Genomic DNA, 15,183 nt, shown 5'->3' with positions numbered 1-15,183 from the left:
CTTCAGGTCGCGGCGTCGCGGCGCCCGTGCAGCCAGCGCCGCAGCCGTTCCGGTGCGGCCGCCATCTCCGCTTCCGGGCCGCAATAGGAGAAGCGCAGGAAGCGGCTGCCGCGGTCCGGGTCGAAATCCACGCCGGGGGTGGCGGCGATGCCGGCCTGGGCCAGCATGTCGGCGCAGAAGCGCACGGAATCGTTGGTCAGGTGCCCGATGTCGCACCACAGGTAGAAGGCGCCGTCCGCCGCGGCGATGCGGTCGAAGCCCACGCCCGGCAGTCCGGTGAGCAGCGTGGCACGGTTGCGGGCATAGGCGGCACGGTTCGCGTCCAGCTCCGCCGTGCAGTCGAAAGCCGCCTCGGCTGCCACCTGGGCGACGTGCGGGGCGGAGATGAACATGTTCTGCGCCAGCCGCTCCACCGGCCGAACCAGGTCTTCCGGCAGCAGCAGCCAGCCGATGCGCCAGCCGGTCATCGAGAAATATTTGCTGAAGGAGTTCACCACGATCGCGCTGTCGCTGAACGCGGCGGCGGAGGCTTCGGGCGTGCCGTAGGACAGGCCGTGGTAGATCTCGTCCGAGATCAGCCGCACGCCCTCGGCCTCGCACCAGCGCGCGATGGCGGCCAGTTCCTCCGGCGCCAGCATGGTGCCGGCGGGGTTGCAGGGGGAAGCGACGATCAGCCCGGCGGGGCGCGGGTCCAGCCGCTCCAGCATCGCCACGGTCGGCTGGAAGCGGGTGGACGCGTCGCAGGGCAGCAGGGTTGGCCGCATGCCCAGCGCGGTCAGGATGTTGGCGTAGGGCGGGTAGTAGGGCGCGGCCATGGCCACGGCGTCGCCCGCGTCGAAGGCGGCCAGGAAGGCCAGCGGAAAGGCGCCGGACGCGCCCACCGTCACGGCCACCCGCGCGGCCGGCACGGCATGGCCGTAGCGCGCCTGATGGTGCGCGGCGATGCGCTCGCGCAGGGAGCGCAGCCCGAAGGCTTCCGTGTAGCCCATGGGCGCACCGGCCCGCAGCGCGGCCACGGCGGCCTCCGCCGCGCCGCGCGGGGCGCCGGTGCCGGGCTGACCGACCTCCATGCGGATCACCCCGCCCTCGCCCCAGGCCGGGCGGCCGGCGGGCAGGGCAGGGATCGCGGCGGCCAGGGCATTGGCCGCCGCGATCACGTCCATCACCAGGAAGGGCGGCGCTTCCGCCCCGCGCCCGACCTTGAGCGCCACTAGTTGCCGCCCACCGCCGCCAGCCCGGCGCCGCGCGGGTCCGCCGCCGCCTGGCAGGCCTGCGGCGCGTCCGGCAGGCCGCCGGGGCAGCCGATCGCCACGCCGCGCCCGGGTTCCGGCACCGCCGCCAGCGCCTGATCCAGCGGCGCGTTGCGCAGCAGGTGCGCGGCGGCGGGGATCGCCACCGCCAGCGGCGCCGCTTCCTGGCCCGACCCGGCACCGGCGTAGCGGAAAACGTTGGTGTTGCCGTTGTTGACGATCATCGCCGAGAGCAGCGGCGGCTCGGACGGGCGCGCCGCCAGCAGGAAGCCCAGCCCGGGCAGCACGCGGCCGGTACCGAACAGGTTGTTGACCGAGAAGGCGCAGGACACGGCGGCGCCGGACCGGTCCACCACCGCCAGCGCGGTCGAGGCCGGCAGCGGACCCAGCGCGCCCGAGGGCGGCGGGTTGGCCAGCAGCGCCGCCGGCTCGCCGCCGCCGCGACGGGCGGCCGCGGCGACGCCCAGGGCGCGCCCGGCGGCCGCGGCGCCGTTGCCGGATTGCAGCGCCTGGAAGGCCGCGGCCGCGGCCAACCCGCCATCCGCCGGCGGCGGCAGGAAGGCGGCGGTGTCGAAGCCCACCCGCAGCGTGACGGGGGCGGCGGTGCGCGGCACGGCGTCGCGCAGCATCTCCGCGCTCAGGCCCCCGCCCGCCGCCACGGACGCGTCGGCCAGGCGCCGCGCCAGGGCGCCCTGGTGCATGTCGCCCACCCCGGCGGTGCGCAGCTGCGACAGCGTGCCGGCGAGGTCCGGCTGCACGAGGCGCGCGCCCTCAGCGGTGGCGCTGCCGAACAGCTCGCGTGCCCGCGGGTCGGCCAGCAGCGGCGCGCCCACGGTGTTGAGGTCGCTGGCCAGGGCGCGCGACACCTGGACGCCGAAGCGCGCCAGGGTTTCGGACGGCACCACCGCTTCCTCGAAGGGACGGCGGCCGTAGCGCGCGTGCAGGGCGAACAGCCCGCGCGCCATCAGCGGCACGGCGGCGGGCCGGTCGCCGCCGGGGCCGCCCGAGGCCGGCGCCACGGCCGGGAACAGGATCGCCTCGGTCGCGCCGCGGCGCGGGTCGTAGGCTAGGCAGGCGCCGCCGCCGCCCAGGCCGGCGCGGGAGGGCAGGGTGACGCCCAGGGCGAAACCCGCCGCCACCGCGGCATCCGCTGCCGAGCCGCCGGCCGAAAGGCTGTCGCGCGCCACCAGCGCGGCGCGGGGCTCCTCGGCCACGGCGGCGCCCAGGTAGCCGGACACGTAGCCGACCTGCCCGGGCTGCAGGCGGTTGCCGCCGCCGAGGAAACCGCCCACGCGGTCCAGGGTGGAGCACCCCGCCAGCAGCGCCAGCGCGGTGCCGGCCAACAGGACGCGCGCCCCGTGCCGGGCCTGGTTCTCGCGACGGTGCAGGTGGCTCACCGGCCGCCCCTCGCTCGCCTGAAACTGCGCCGCGCTCGCCATGCCGTCGTCTCTGCCCTTCTCGGCTGTCCGGCCTCGTCCCGCCCGCACCGGAGGGTGAAGGGCGGGCGACGGGGGAGGGTGCTGCCGCGCGGCGCCCGGAACGGGCCGCAGCGGCAGAAGCCCCGGCCCGGCATCGCGCCGGTCCGGGATGGGGCGCCATAACCGCCTTCCCCGGCAGCGGCAACCATGCCGCCGCGGCCCATACCCCCCGAGGGGGCCTGTGCAACGGCGCCAGGGCTGGCAAGCTGGCGGGCGGAACAACGGCGCCGCCCCTTCGCCGCCGGAGGACGAGATGACGAGAACCCCGCTCGTGGCCCTGCTGTGGCTGGCCACCGCCGGCCTGGCCGCCGCGCAGCCCGCGCCGTCGCGACCGGACCCGGCGCCCGCCCCGGCAGCCGCGGCCCAGGCCTTCACCCCCGCCCAGCGGGAGGAGATCGTGGAGGTGCTGCGCGACGCCCTGGGCCGCGACCCATCCATCCTGCGCGAGGCCATCACCGCGCTGCGGCAGGCCGACGAGGCCGACCGGGCGCGCGGCCGCCGCGACGCCATCGCGAACAACGCCGAGGCGCTGTTCCGCAACGCCGGCGATCCCAGCAAGGGCAACCCGCGCGGCAGCCTGACCATCGTGGAGTTCTTCGACGCGCGCTGCACCTATTGCCGGGCCCTGCAGCCCGCCATGGCGGAGCTGCTGCGGCGCGACCGCGACCTGCGCGTGGTGCTGAAGGACATCCCGATCCTCGGGCCCAACAGCGTGCTGGCGTCCCGCGCCCTGTTCGCGTCGCAGCGGCAGAACAAGTACGAGCCCTTCTACGACGCCCTGCTCGCCCTGCGCACCGACGTCACCGAGGCGACCTTGCAGGCCGAGGCACAGCGGGTCGGGCTGGACTGGCCCAGGCTGCGCCGCGACATGGATGACCCGGCGATCCAGACCCGCATCAACGACAACCTCCGCCTGGCGCAGAGCCTGGGCATCGAGGGCACCCCCGCCCTGGTGATCGGCACCACGCTGGTGCCGGGGGCGGTGGACCTGGACACGCTGCAGCGGCTGGTGGCGGAGGCAAGACGCGGATGAGGATTCCCGGCCCCGACCACCCCATCACCATGGAGCCCAACCCGAACCGGGTACGTGTTTCCCTCGGCGGGCAGGTGGTGGCGGACACCACCCGCGCGCTGACGCTGCGGGAAGCCAACTACCCGCCGGTTTTCTACATCCCGCGCGAGGACGCGGCGATGGCGCTGTTCCACCGCACCGACCACAGCACGCAGTGTCCCTTCAAGGGCGAGGCTTCCTATTTCAGCCTCGACGCCGGCGGGCGCCGCGCGGAGAACGCGGTGTGGAGCTACGAGCAGCCCTTTCCTGCGGTGGCCGCCATTGCCGGGCACCTCGCCTTCTACCCGACGCGCGTGGACAGCATCGAGGAATCCCCGGCCTGACCCCGCCTGGGGCGGAAAGGCTGGGGAAACCGGCGTCAGGCCAGCCCGGCCGGCGCGAGCTCGGGCTGCGGGAAGCGGCAGGCCGGGTCGCCGGCGAAGTCGTGCAGGCCGATATGCGTCAGCCGGCCCGCCGTATCCAGCCAGACCTTGCCGCCCAGCGCCCGCCAGCGGCGGCAGAAGTTGTAGTCCTCGCTCAGATAGGTGCCGTCCGGCTCGATGGTGGTTTCGAACAGCGCAAAGCGGGCCGGGCCAGGCTCGGCCGGCGGATAGGCGTGAATGGCGGCGTAGCGCGTTTCCGGATGCGCCGCGGCCATGCGCAGCACGGTGTTTCGCGCGATCATCATGAAGCCCGTGCCGGCATAGGTGGCGGTGACGAAGTCGCCGTCGCGCTCCAGCTCTGCCCCGTTGCAAGGCTGGCCGACATAGAGCAGCGGCGCGGTGGCCAGCGCCTCGCCGCCGCGCAGCCGGTGGCGCGTGGGCGCGCCCCAGTCCTGCACCTTCAGCGGGTACATGCCGGCCACCACCTCCTTGTCGGCGCGCAACAGGCGCTCGACCTGTTCCGGCTCGAAAGCGATGTCGGCGTCGATGAACAGCAGGTGCGTCGCTTCCGGCGTGTCGAGGAAACGGCTGAGCAGCGTGTTGCGGCTGCGGGTGATCAGCGAGTCATGCCCGAGCAGGCTGAGGGTCAGGGAAAAGTCCCGCCCCGCTGCGTACTGGGTCAGGCCGATCAGGGACTGCACGTAGGATTGGTGCAGCATGCCCCCGAAACAGGGCGTGGCGATAAACACGACGGGCGTCCTGCCCATGATCCCGGTTTTCTCCTGCCTGTCGCGGACGGGGCTGTTGCCCGGTGCCGCGCTGGTTTCGCCCGGACAGTCTCGCCCCGGCTGCTTACCGGGCGGTTTCCGCGGACGAAGTTCCGCAGGCCGCACCGTGATGCCGGGCCGCACGGATTTGGCGCGACGGCGCTGCCGCCGTTAGGCTGCGGCGTGGATCATCGGCGGCAGCGCATCTTCCGTAACGGCCCGGCGCTCCGCCCTTCCACCGGCGTCGGCGACGGCCCGCGCGGCAGGGGGCCATGGTCCCATCGTGGCAGCCTCGCCAGCCGCCATCGGCCGCCCGTGGCCCCCCGGGCCAGCCCTTGAGCCCGCACCGCGTCGCGTCATTGCCGCGCTTTCCCGTGCGCCTGCCCATTCCCGACCTGCGCCCCTTCCTGGCAGGAAACGTCCTGCCGGGTGCCTGGTCCTTCGAGGCCCCCGCGCCGGGGCCGCACGTCGCGCTGGTTTCCCTCACCCACGGCAACGAGATCGCCGGCGCGCTGCTGCTGTCGCGCTGGCTGCGCGAGGAACTGCGCCCATCGCGCGGCCGGCTGACGCTGATCTTCGCCAACCTGGACGCTTTTGCCCGCTTCGACCCCGCCGACCCGACCCTGTCGCGCTACGTGGACGAGGACCTGAACCGCGTGTGGTCGGCGGAGGTGCTGAACAGCGCGCGCCGGTCCTCCGAGCTGCGGCGCGCGCGAGAGCTGCGGCCGCTGATCGACACGGTGGACGTGCTGCTCGACCTGCACTCCATGCTCTGGCCCTCCGATCCGCTGCTGCTGTGCGGCGCGCCGCTCAAGGCACGGCCGCTGGCCGGGGCGCTGGGCGTGCCCGGGCTGGTGGTGGCGGACCAGGGCCATGCCGACGGGCGACGCCTGCTGGATTACGGCCCCTTCGCCGACGAGAGCTCCTCCCGCGTGGCGCTGCTGGTGGAAGGCGGCCCGCATTGGGAGCCGGAAACCCCTGAACTGATGGATCGCTGTGCCCGCGCCCTGCTGCGCGAGGCCGGACTGCTGGAAGCCCCCGCCGCGCCGCCGTCTTCCGACGCCGGACTATGGGAGGTGACGCGCACGGTGGTGGCGGCCACCCGCGGCTTCGCCTTCGTGCAGCAGTTCCGCGGCGGCACGGTGATCCCGGCGCGCAACACGTTGGTTGCCCTGGACGGCGAGACGGAAATCCGCACGCCCTACGACAATTGTCTGCTGGTGATGCCCAGTCCGCATGTCCTGCGCGGCCACACCGCCGTCCGGCTCGCACGCCGGGTGGGATAGCGGCAGCGGACGGGGCGGCGGCCGGGCGTTTCGCTATTCCGGCGGCGCCAGCGGCAGCACCAGGTGGGACGGGTGGTCCGCATCGGCGAAGAGCGTGTTCATCGCCACGCGGCTGCGCCGCCAGCTTCCTTCGGGCTCGCCCGTTTGCGGGTTCAGGTCGTAATGCGGGAACTCGCTGCCCGCGATGTCCAGGCGGATGCGGTGGCCAGCGCGGAACAGGTTGGCGGTGGGGAACAGCTCTACCGTCACGCGCGCCGGCACGCCCGGCTGCATGGGGCTGGGGTTGGCGGGGTCGTCGCGGTAACGGCAGCGCAGGATGCCCTCGCACAGGTTCATCGCGAAGCCCTGGGGATAGTCGGCGCTGGGCGGATACACGTCCACCAGCTTGGCGGTGATGTCGGTGTCCGGCCCGTCCGTGGCCACCCAGAGATGCGCCACCACCGGCCCGATCACCTCCAGGTCCCGGGTCAACGGCTCGCCCTGGAACACCAGCACGTCGGCGCGCGAGGCCAGCGGCAGGAAGGGGGCACGGCAGCCGAAGATCTCCGGCCGCTCGCGCTGGTCCATCGGGCCACCGGCCGTGACCGGCTCCATGGAGGTGATGGCGCCGCCGATGGTCGGCACCGGGTGCGACGGGTCGGAATCCCACGACAGCGGCGCGGCACCGGCGCCCGGTGCGGCTTCCCGCAAGGCGCCGTCATTGTGCAGGTGGAACGCGGTGAAGCGGGTGCCGGGCAGCGGCCAGTCGGCGCCGCTGCGCCAGCGGCCGCCATGCTCCAGCTTGCCGGCCGCATTCCTGCGCCCGCTGCCGCCGCCCATCACGAAAACCCGTACCGCCGGGTCCGCCTCGACGCCGTTGCCGATCCCGCGCAGCCAGTGGTCGAAGAAGCGCAGGCGAAAGGCGCGCCAATCGCCGGCCCAGGAATCCACCGTGGCGTCGGGGCCGAACTCCACCTCGCCGAAGGCCGTCACCGACCGGTTACCGTGCGTCCAGGGGCCGAGGATCAGCGACTGCCGGCCGCGTCCCGCCGCGCGCAGCCCGGTGAAGTTCTCCGTGGCCGTGCGCGGGTAGGGGTCGTACCAGGAGGACATGTGCACCGCCGGCACGTCGGCGTAGCGGTCGTACCAGCCCTTGGCGTAGATGCCGAGGCGCTGCCAGTACGCGTCGAAGCTGCCGCGCTCCCATTGCTCGAACAGGTAGTCCTCGTAATCGGGGGCGTGGCGTACGGGGGAATGGCCACGCTTCCAGGGGAAGCGGGTGAACCATTCGCGCAGGTCCTCGGCGTCCATGGCCGCAGCGCGCACGGGGTCGGCGCGGGTTTCCGGCGCTAGGCGGCCCTGGTTGAAGGCCCAACTCGCCTGCTTCAGTTCGAAGGCACCGCCGCGGCGGATGCCGCCGTTCCAGCTGTCGGAGAAGCCGCCGGAATCCAGCACCTGCGCCGCCAGCCCCGGCGGGTTCAGGCAGCCCAGGCTGGCCTGGGTGTGGGCGGCGTAGCTGAGGCCCATCGTGCCGATCAAACCATTGCACCAGGGCTGGGCCACGATCCAGGCGCAGCAGTCGTAGCCGTCCTCGCCGTCGGCGAGGTACTTCACGAACTCGCCCTCGCTGCCGTAGCGGCCGCGGCAATCCTGGTAGACCACGGCGTAGCCGGCCTGCACGAAGGTGGCGGCCACGGTTTCGCGGGGTGCCGGCTTCGGGTCGGCCGCGGTGCGCTCGGAGCGTGAGGCTTCCCGCTTGCCGTAGGGCGTGCGTTCCAGGATCACCGGCCAGGGCCCGGTGCCCTCCGGCAGGTAAACGTCGGTGGCCAGCCGCACCCCGTCGCGGCAGGCCACCACGTGCTCGGTGCGACGCATCAGCGAGGAACTCCGGCGGCACCGTCGGAATGAAACGTCATCTGGAGCAGCTCCTCATCGAAATATCTGCCGTTCACGCGAAGGGCACGCGGCTCCACGCCGTAGGGCCGGAAGCCGAGCCGGAGGTAAAGGGCACGTACTCCGTCATTGCCCACCACGACGGCGGTCAACAACTGCTCGACCTGCGCGCGGGCATGATGGATGACGCACCCCACCAGCGCGGCGCCGACACCTTGCCGTCGCTGGTCCGCCGCGACGTAGACACCCCAGAGCTGACCCTTGTGCCGCGCCTTCTCGCGCTTGGTCACGACGAAGCCGGCAAGCCCCACCAGCGCCGATCCATCGAAGGCGCCGAACACGGCATCCGGCCATGCCGTGTCGCGGAGGCGCGCGGCGAAAGCGGCCTCGTCCTGCATGGCGGCCTCGGCATGGCTCTCGCCGAAAGCCTCGGGGTGGAGCGCCAGGCCTTCGAGCCGGAGGCGGCGAAACGCCGCGCCATCCGCGGCGACCAGGGCGCGGATCGCCGCCACTGCGTTCAACCTCGGCGTACGGTCCCGGAGTGGCGGCCCGTCACGGCTTCGGCCGCAGGTGCTGCGTCAGCGTGTTCTCGTCCAGCCCGCCGCCATAGATCAGGTTGGCGCGATGCGCCCAGACGTTGTCCGGCACGTGCAGCGGCAGGATGCCGACATCGCGGCGGAAGGCGATCTCCTGCGCCTGGCGCAGCATGGCGTCGCGCCGGCTCGGGTCCACCACGCCGCGTGCCTCGTCGATCACCCTGTCGAAATCCGGGCTAGAATACCGGCCGCGGTTCAGCCCGCCCAGGCCGCGTGCCTGGTCATAAGTCCGCAGCACCTGCGACAGGCCGAGCCAGCTGTCGCCGGTGGTGTGGCCGAAGCCGATCAGGAAGGCGGAGAATTCTCGCTTGCCGGCGCGGGTGAAGAACACGTTGGAGGGCATCACCTCCACCCGCGCATCCAGCCCGATTCGCGTCCAGAACTGCGCCACGGCCTGCGAAGTCTTGTCGTCCTCGATGTAGCGGTTGTTGGGGGAATGCAGCGTGATGCGGAAGCCTTCGGGATAGCCGGCATCGCTCAACAGGCGGCGCGCGGCGGCCACGTCGAATTCCGGGGCGGGCAGGGCGGGGTCGAAGCCGACCTGCCCCTGCACCGCCAGCTGCGCCGTGGCGCGCGAGGCGCCGGAGATCACCCGTTCCACGATGGCGGCGCGGTTGATCCCGAGCGAGAGCGCCCGCCTGACACGCGCATCCTTCAGCGGGTTCTGCGCCAAGGGCCGGCCGTCGCGCGCCGTGACGAAGGGTGACACGTCGTTGTCCTGGTCCAGCGCGATATAGATGACGCGCGAGGAGGGCGAGGTGGTGACCCCCACCTCCGGCCGCGCTCGCAGCCGGGCGACCTCGCCGGGCGGCACGGCGTCGATCAGGTCGGCATCCCCCGCCAGCAGCGCCGCCATGCGCGCGGCGTCGTTGGCCACGGGGCGGATGGTGGCGCGCTCGAAGGCGGGCTTGGGACCCCAGTAGCTGTCGTTGCGGGTCAGCCGCAGCTGCGCCCCCGGCTGCCATTCCGCGAAGCGCCAGGGGCCGGAGCCGATCGCGGCGCGACCGCTGTTGAAGTCGGCGGTGCTGGCATTCGCCGCCACCCGCGCCGAGACGATGTAGGCCGTCATGGCGTTCAGCACCACGGACGGGTCCGGCCCGCGCGAGCGCAGGCGAACGGTGCGCTCATCCACCACTTCCACCGCCGTCACCGCGCCGGCGAGGCGGATAAAGGGGGCCGGGCTGTTGGGCACCTTGGGCATCCGCTCCAGCGAGAAGCGCACATCCTCGGCCGTGACGGGGGAGCCGTCGTGGAAGCGGGCATCCTCGCGGATGCGGAACTCCCACACGTCAGGCTCAGGGTTGGAGAAGGTCGCCAGGCCCGGAACCGGCCGCAGGTTCTCGTCCGAGCCCACCAGCGCGTCGAAGATGTGCTGTGCCACGGTCTGGTTGGCGCCCACCAGCGCGTAGTGCGGGTCGATCGAGGAGGTCTCGGTCTGCAGCGCCACGCGCGCTTCCTGCGCCGCCGCGGGACGCGCGACCTGCACCAGGGCCGTGGTCGCCAGCAGGGCCGCCAGCACCCCCTGCAGGGCGGCGCGGCGGGGGAGTTCGGTCAGGCGCATCGGCGGGTGGCTCCGGCAAGCAGGGGAGCGGACGCTAGACCCGCGGCGTTCCGGCGGCGAGAGGGCCGCGACGGGGCAGGGCCCTGGGCGCGGCGCCCGTCAGAAAGCCCGCACCCGGGCCGGGCGGCGGTCCAGCACGGTGCGGCCGAACAGGCTGGCCACCAGCTCCACCAGCAGCTTGGCACTGCGGCCACGCTCGTCCAGGAAGGGGTTCAACTCCACGATGTCCACCGAGCCCACCAGGCCGCTGTCGTGCAGCATCTCCATGATCAGATGGGCCTCGCGGGTGGTGGCGCCGCCCGCGACCTGGGTGCCGACGCCCGGCGCCAGGCTGGGGTCCAGCACGTCGATGTCGAAGCTGACATGCAGGTGCACGCCGCGCTCCCGCCACGGCCCGATCCGCTCGCGCAGCAGCGCCGCCACGCCGAACTCGTCGATGTCGCGCATGTCCGTCCCCTCGATCCCGTGCTCCCGCAGGCGCTCCCGTTCCTCGGCATCGATGGAGCGCAGGCCGAAAAGGTGCAGGTTGCCGGCCGGCACGGGCACCAGCGGCCGATCCGGCAGCAGGGCCCGCAGGCTGGGCTCGCCGGTCAGAAAGGCCACGGGCATGCCGTGCATGTTGCCCGAGGGCGTGGTGGCGGGGGTGTTGAAGTCGGCATGCGCGTCCACCCAGAGCACCACCAGTTCCCGCCCGGCGTCACGGCAGTGGCGCGCGATGCCGCTGACCGTGCCCATGGACAGGGCGTGGTCGCCGCCCAGAAAGACCGGCAGGTCGCCGCTGGCGGCGGCTGCGAAGGCAGTGTCGTGGATCAACCGGGTCCAGGCGGCGATCTCGCCGGGATAACGGCAGCGCGCCGCATCCGCCGCCGCCAGGGCCGAAGGCTCCGCCGGAGGCGCGAGGAGGTCGCCCCGGTCATGCACGGTGAAGCCGAGATTCCGCAGCAGCGGCGCCAGCCCGGCGGTTCGCAGCGCGGCAGGTCCCATCAGGCAGCCCGGGGTTCCCGCCCCGATCTCCAGTGGCACGCCCAGCAGGGTGATCGCCGGACGCCCGCCATCCGCCCAGGCTCCGCCCACGTCCGAGTGGTCCATGCGCTTCGCCTGCTTTCCATCCATGTGGCGAGACCCGCTGCTCCCGCGCAGCGGTGAGGAAGGGGGGCAGGCGTCAGGCGGCCCGGAAGGAGTCCGCCAGCGCCTGCCAGTAAGCCTTGCGGCCGCCTTCCCAGTCCAGGGGCAGGCCGCGATGCTGCAGCCCATCCGTGCGCCGGACGCCGGCGTCCTTCACCAGCCAGGAGTCCCGGTCCAGCAGCCCCCAGGTGAGAAAGGTCTTCACCCCGCCCTCCCGCGCCGCGTCGGCGAAGGCCCGGATGCGGTCGGCCACCAGCTGGTCGCGGGCGGGATAACCCTCCGGCACGCGCCAGGATTCGCGCATGTCCAGCTCGGTGATCAGCAGCTCCACCCCCTCGGCCCGCAGGCTGCGGCAGAAGGCGGTGAAGGAGGCAGGGTTGAAGGGGCGGTCCATCTGCAGGTGGGCCTGCATCCCGACCTGGTCCAGCGGCGCACCGGCCCGGCGCAGCGATCGCACCAGGGCCAGCAGGCGCCGGCGCTTTTCCAGGCAGTGGGGTGCTTCTTCCTCCACCCCGTAGTCGTTCAGCGTCAGCTTGAGGCTGGGGTCGCGCTCACGCGCCAGGCGCAGCGCCAGCTCGACATAGCCCGGGCCGAAGCACCGCAGCCACGGGCTGTCCCGCATCTCGCCACTCGCCTGCGGCGTGTCGCTGCCGGGCGGATCGGCGATCACCTCGTTCACCACGTCCCAGTCGCGGATGCTGGCGCGGGTATGCGGCAGCACGGCATCCATGTGCGCTTCCAGCAGGGCGCGGCCGCGGCGCGGACCCTCGGCCAGGGCCGCGGCCGTCCAGTCCGGCAGGGCCTGGTGCCACACGATGGCATGGCCGCGCACGGTCTTGTTGCGCGCCCTCGCCCAGCCGATCAGCGCGTCCAGCGGGGCGAAGTCGAAGCGGCCCTCCTGCGGCTGCACCGTGCCCCACTTGCCCTCGTATTCCGGGACCAGCAGGGCGCATTCGGTGTCCACCAGACGCGCGAAGGACGGGTCGGCCGCCAGCATCGAGGCCTGCACCGCCGCGCCGAAGGCGAGACCGCGGGAGCGGGCGATCTCGCCCAGCCCCGGCCCCTCGCGCTGTGCCCGGGCCGGGGCGGCCGCGAGCAGGGGCGCGGTGGCCAGGGCGGCCCCCAGGAACGCGCGTCGGCGCGGCGGGCTCACGCCGCGTCCCGCTGACCCGTGGCGGGGACCGCGTTCTCGTTGGCCGGACCGGCGAACTGCTGGGCGTAGCGGTTGCGCCGCCATTGCAGCAGCCGCCAGGCGCCCCGGGCGGCAAGGTCGGAGATGCGGCCGCGCGGCTCCAGCCCGATGGACTTGAACACCATGCCCATGCCGCGCTCGATGTGCCGGAAGCGATAGAAGCCCATGGCGCGGCCCATGTAGCCGGCGATGCAGCGGTCGTGGCTGTAGGGCATGCTTTCCGGCTCGTTGCCGCAATGGAAGGCGAAGGCCAGTTCGTCGTCCTCGCTCTCGCCGATGCGGCCGGCGGCGACGCGCAGCCGCTTGGCGAAGCTCAGCTTCTCGCGCGCCAAGTAGCGCTTCATGTGGTCGTAGAAGAGCTTGAAGTGCCGGTATTCGTCCGCCGCGATCAGGCGGCAGACCTGCTTCAGCACCGGCTCCTCCGTCGAGTCGCCCAGCGCCGTGTAGTAGGAGGAGGTGCCGGTCTCGACCATGCAGCGGGCGATCAGCTCGCCGGTGCGGGAGCCGCGAATCGAGGCGTCCACCGAGGTCTCGATCTTGTAGCCGGCGCGGTAGCGGGCGAAGGCGGCGTCGAAATCCCAGCCGGGGTCGGCCAGGGCGGCCCAGCGGCCCAGCGCGTCGCCGTGCTGCACCTCCTCCACCGCCCAGTTGTCGGCGGCCTGGGAAAAGTCCGGATCGCCCACGAAGACGTTGCGCAGGTAGACCGCGTAGTCCAAGCCGTTCTTCTCCACCATCGCCGCCGCCTTCACGAGCGGAATAATGGAGGGGTCCAGCTTACCAGGATCGAAACGGTCCCAGGCGATCTGGTCGAGGTGCCAATGCTTCATGCGCGCTTCGGTTTTTCCCATGGGGTCGCCGGCCCCGAGAGATGCCGACGCCGCAATCTTTCTAGGCCGACCTGCCCTGGCAAGTCACACCTGCTTGGGAAAACCGGCCGCGCTGCCCTCCCGGCCGATGTCAGGCTTCCTTGTAACGGTAGCCGATGCCGTACAGCGTCTCGATGTGGGAAAAGTCGTTGTCCACCGAGCGGAACTTCTTGCGCACCCGCTTGACGTGGCTGTCGATGGTGCGGTCGTCCACGTAGATGTTCTCGCCATAGGCGGCGTCGATCAGCTGGTCGCGGTTCTTCACCATGCCGGGGCGGACCGCCAGCGCCTTGACCAGCAGGAACTCCGTCACCGTCAGCTGCACCTGCTGCCCGCGCCAGGTGCAGGTGTGCTTGGTCTCGTCCAGCACCAGGTCGCCGCGGGCGATCACGCCCCCCGCCGGCGCCCCGGACCCTTCGGCGCGGGAGGTTTCGTTGCGCCTCAGCAGGGTACGGATGCGTTCCAGCAGCAGGCGCTGCGAGAAGGGCTTGGTGATGTAGTCATCTGCCCCGAGGCGAAGGCCCATCAGCTCGTCCAGCTCGTCGTCCTTGGAAGTCAGGAAGATCACCGGCAGGGCGGAGCGCTGCCGCAACCGCTGCAGCAGCTCCATCCCGTCCATGCGCGGCATCTTGATGTCCAGCACCGCCAGGTCGGCCGGGCGCGCCAGCAGCCCCTGCAAGGCACTTTCCCCGTCCGTGTAGGTACGGACCTGATATCCCTCCTGTTCCAGGGTCATGGAGACCGAGGTCAGGATGTTGCGGTCGTCGTCCACGAGGGCGATGGTCTGCGGCATATCCGGCCCAACCTTTTGAGGCACTACAAGTCGTAGCGCCCGATTGTGGCACAAGCGGGGTCGTCCGAATTGCCGCGGCCGCTTTGCCAGGAGCCGAACCCATGCCCCCTGAGCCCGCTCCCGAACCACCGCCCGCCCTTCAGGCCCGCCACCTGATGCGGGCGGCCCCCTGGGCCACCCTGGCCACGGCGGCCGCGGGGCAGCCCTTCGCCAGCCTGGTCACCCCTGCCCTGGCGCCGGACGGTTCGGTGCTGCTGTGGCTTTCCGTCCTGTCCGAGCACACCCGCCAACTCGCCGCCGAGCCGCGCTGCTCGCTGCTGTTTGCCGGCCTGACGGAGCAGGCCAACCCCCAGACCATCCCTCGCGTCACCGTGACAGGCTTGGCAGAGCCGGTGGGGGAGGGGGAGGCCGCGCCCCTCAAGGCTCGCTGGCTGGCCCGCCACCCCTATGCCGCGCTCTACGCCGCCTTCGGCGACTTCGCCCTGTGGCGGGTGCGGCCCGGCGGTGCGCTGATCGTGGGCGGCTTCGCCCGGGCCCAGCGCCTGCGCCAGGCCGAGCTGCTGCCCGACCCCGCCGCCGTGACGGCCCTCGCGGCCGCCGAGCCGGACATCCTGGCCCATGTCAACGCCGAGCACGCCGACGCCCTGGCCGCCATCGCCCGCGGCCTGCTGGGGGCGGACCCGGGCGAGGGGCCCTGGACCCTGACGGGGGTGGACCCGGACGGCTGCGACCTCGCCGCCCGCGAAGACCCCGCGGGCGAGGCGCCGGGCCGCTACCTGCGCCTTGAATTTGCCGCACCGGTCGCCGACGCAAGGGGGGTGCGGACCGCTCTGGTTGCCGCCGCGCGGGATGGGCGTTCGCGACTTACGCCGACTTAACCACGCGGAGACGTTGACCGCCGGGCGCACCTGCCCGAAGGAGCGCTATACAGGCGGTTCCGCCGCCGTACGTCATCAGCCCGCA

Annotated in this window: 14 protein-coding genes; 4 read left to right on the top strand and 10 right to left on the bottom strand. The window is 72.7% G+C overall.

Going from position 1 to position 15,183, the window contains the following annotated elements; translation table 11 throughout:
• Nucleotides 1-2: 2 nt before the first annotated feature.
• Both ACLIBK_RS03225 and ACLIBK_RS03220 read right to left on the bottom strand, forming a co-directional pair.
• Nucleotides 3-1,211 carry a pyridoxal phosphate-dependent aminotransferase gene (locus tag ACLIBK_RS03225; RefSeq protein WP_415385780.1) on the bottom strand — a complete coding sequence of 403 codons (1,209 nt, stop codon included), beginning with the start codon at nucleotides 1,209-1,211 and terminating at the stop codon, nucleotides 3-5.
• Nucleotides 1,211-2,647: a gamma-glutamyltransferase gene (locus ACLIBK_RS03220; protein ID WP_415385779.1), complete on the bottom strand. Its 1,437-nt coding sequence runs from the start codon at nucleotides 2,645-2,647 to the stop codon at nucleotides 1,211-1,213. Before ACLIBK_RS03220 ends, ACLIBK_RS03225 begins: the two co-directional genes overlap by 1 nt.
• 334 nt (nucleotides 2,648-2,981) lie before the next feature.
• Between ACLIBK_RS03220 and ACLIBK_RS03215 the strand changes: the two genes are divergently transcribed.
• Together ACLIBK_RS03215 and ACLIBK_RS03210 are read left to right on the top strand one after the other, a co-directional pair.
• Nucleotides 2,982-3,761: a DsbA family protein gene (locus ACLIBK_RS03215; protein ID WP_415385778.1), complete on the top strand. Its 780-nt coding sequence runs from the start codon at nucleotides 2,982-2,984 to the stop codon at nucleotides 3,759-3,761.
• Complete coding sequence (locus ACLIBK_RS03210; RefSeq protein ID WP_415385777.1) at nucleotides 3,758-4,123, top strand: DUF427 domain-containing protein; 366 nt, start codon at nucleotides 3,758-3,760, stop codon at nucleotides 4,121-4,123. Before ACLIBK_RS03215 ends, ACLIBK_RS03210 begins: the two co-directional genes overlap by 4 nt.
• Nucleotides 4,124-4,158: 35 nt before the next feature.
• Here ACLIBK_RS03210 and ACLIBK_RS03205 read toward each other — a convergent pair whose 3' ends face one another.
• Nucleotides 4,159-4,929: a hypothetical protein gene (locus tag ACLIBK_RS03205; RefSeq protein WP_415385776.1), complete on the bottom strand. Its 771-nt coding sequence runs from the start codon at nucleotides 4,927-4,929 to the stop codon at nucleotides 4,159-4,161.
• 335 nt (nucleotides 4,930-5,264) lie between these two features.
• Here ACLIBK_RS03205 and ACLIBK_RS03200 point away from each other — a divergent pair, with 335 nt between their 5' ends.
• The gene (locus ACLIBK_RS03200) at nucleotides 5,265-6,215 is read left to right on the top strand and encodes a succinylglutamate desuccinylase/aspartoacylase family protein (protein WP_415385775.1); all 951 of its coding nucleotides are present in this window, start codon (nucleotides 5,265-5,267) and stop codon (nucleotides 6,213-6,215) included.
• Nucleotides 6,216-6,248: 33 nt separating this feature from the next.
• Here the strand turns inward: ACLIBK_RS03200 and ACLIBK_RS03195 are convergent, their stop codons facing one another.
• From ACLIBK_RS03195 to ACLIBK_RS03165, 7 genes are all read right to left on the bottom strand, one after another.
• Entirely contained in the window at nucleotides 6,249-8,069 is a 1,821-nt protein-coding gene (locus ACLIBK_RS03195; RefSeq protein ID WP_415385774.1) for a CocE/NonD family hydrolase, read from the bottom strand.
• Entirely contained in the window at nucleotides 8,069-8,599 is a 531-nt protein-coding gene (locus ACLIBK_RS03190) for a GNAT family N-acetyltransferase (protein WP_415385773.1), read from the bottom strand. The genes ACLIBK_RS03195 and ACLIBK_RS03190 overlap by 1 nt, the downstream gene beginning before the upstream one ends.
• A 40-nt stretch (nucleotides 8,600-8,639) precedes the next feature.
• Nucleotides 8,640-10,244, bottom strand: a complete 1,605-nt coding sequence (locus ACLIBK_RS03185) for an ABC transporter substrate-binding protein (protein ID WP_415385772.1) — start codon at nucleotides 10,242-10,244, stop codon at nucleotides 8,640-8,642.
• A 99-nt stretch (nucleotides 10,245-10,343) separates the two neighbouring features.
• Nucleotides 10,344-11,333, bottom strand: coding sequence for an arginase (gene rocF, locus ACLIBK_RS03180; protein ID WP_415385771.1), 990 nt, complete (start codon nucleotides 11,331-11,333; stop codon nucleotides 10,344-10,346).
• Nucleotides 11,334-11,406: 73 nt separating this feature from the next.
• A complete protein-coding gene (locus ACLIBK_RS03175; protein WP_415385770.1) occupies nucleotides 11,407-12,522 on the bottom strand; it encodes an endo-1,4-beta-xylanase in 1,116 nt (371 codons plus the stop codon).
• A complete protein-coding gene (locus ACLIBK_RS03170) occupies nucleotides 12,519-13,388 on the bottom strand; it encodes an acyl-ACP desaturase (RefSeq protein ID WP_415385769.1) in 870 nt (289 codons plus the stop codon). Before ACLIBK_RS03170 ends, ACLIBK_RS03175 begins: the two co-directional genes overlap by 4 nt.
• Before the next feature lie 130 nt (nucleotides 13,389-13,518).
• On the bottom strand, nucleotides 13,519-14,220 hold the full coding sequence (locus ACLIBK_RS03165) for a response regulator transcription factor (RefSeq protein ID WP_415385768.1): 702 nt from the start codon (nucleotides 14,218-14,220) through the stop codon (nucleotides 13,519-13,521).
• Nucleotides 14,221-14,321: 101 nt separating this feature from the next.
• Between ACLIBK_RS03165 and ACLIBK_RS03160 the strand changes: the two genes are divergently transcribed.
• Entirely contained in the window at nucleotides 14,322-15,098 is a 777-nt protein-coding gene (locus ACLIBK_RS03160) for a HugZ family protein (RefSeq protein ID WP_415385767.1), read from the top strand.
• Nucleotides 15,099-15,183 lie beyond the last annotated feature (85 nt).

It is taken from the genome of Roseomonas sp. BN140053, from assembly GCF_047690175.1.
GTDB lineage: Bacteria > Pseudomonadota > Alphaproteobacteria > Acetobacterales > Acetobacteraceae > Roseomonas.
Note: the sequence above shows the minus strand (reverse complement) of the source record. Positions and strands in the feature narration are given on the sequence as shown.

Bases quoted from the DNA above. Each gene is read 5' to 3' on its own strand.
- ACLIBK_RS03185 (WP_415385772.1), bottom strand. From the start codon at position 10,244: ATGCGCCTGACCGAACTCCCCCGCCGCGCCGCCCTGCAGGGGGTGCTG.
- ACLIBK_RS03195 (WP_415385774.1), bottom strand. From the start codon at position 8,069: ATGCGTCGCACCGAGCACGTGGTGGCCTGCCGCGACGGGGTGCGGCTG.
- ACLIBK_RS03215 (WP_415385778.1), top strand. From the start codon at position 2,982: ATGACGAGAACCCCGCTCGTGGCCCTGCTGTGGCTGGCCACCGCCGGC.
- ACLIBK_RS03205 (WP_415385776.1), bottom strand. From the start codon at position 4,929: ATGGGCAGGACGCCCGTCGTGTTTATCGCCACGCCCTGTTTCGGGGGC.
- rocF (WP_415385771.1), bottom strand. From the start codon at position 11,333: ATGGACCACTCGGACGTGGGCGGAGCCTGGGCGGATGGCGGGCGTCCG.
- ACLIBK_RS03170 (WP_415385769.1), bottom strand. From the start codon at position 13,388: ATGAAGCATTGGCACCTCGACCAGATCGCCTGGGACCGTTTCGATCCT.
- ACLIBK_RS03210 (WP_415385777.1), top strand. From the start codon at position 3,758: ATGAGGATTCCCGGCCCCGACCACCCCATCACCATGGAGCCCAACCCG.
- ACLIBK_RS03165 (WP_415385768.1), bottom strand. From the start codon at position 14,220: ATGCCGCAGACCATCGCCCTCGTGGACGACGACCGCAACATCCTGACC.
- ACLIBK_RS03160 (WP_415385767.1), top strand. From the start codon at position 14,322: ATGCCCCCTGAGCCCGCTCCCGAACCACCGCCCGCCCTTCAGGCCCGC.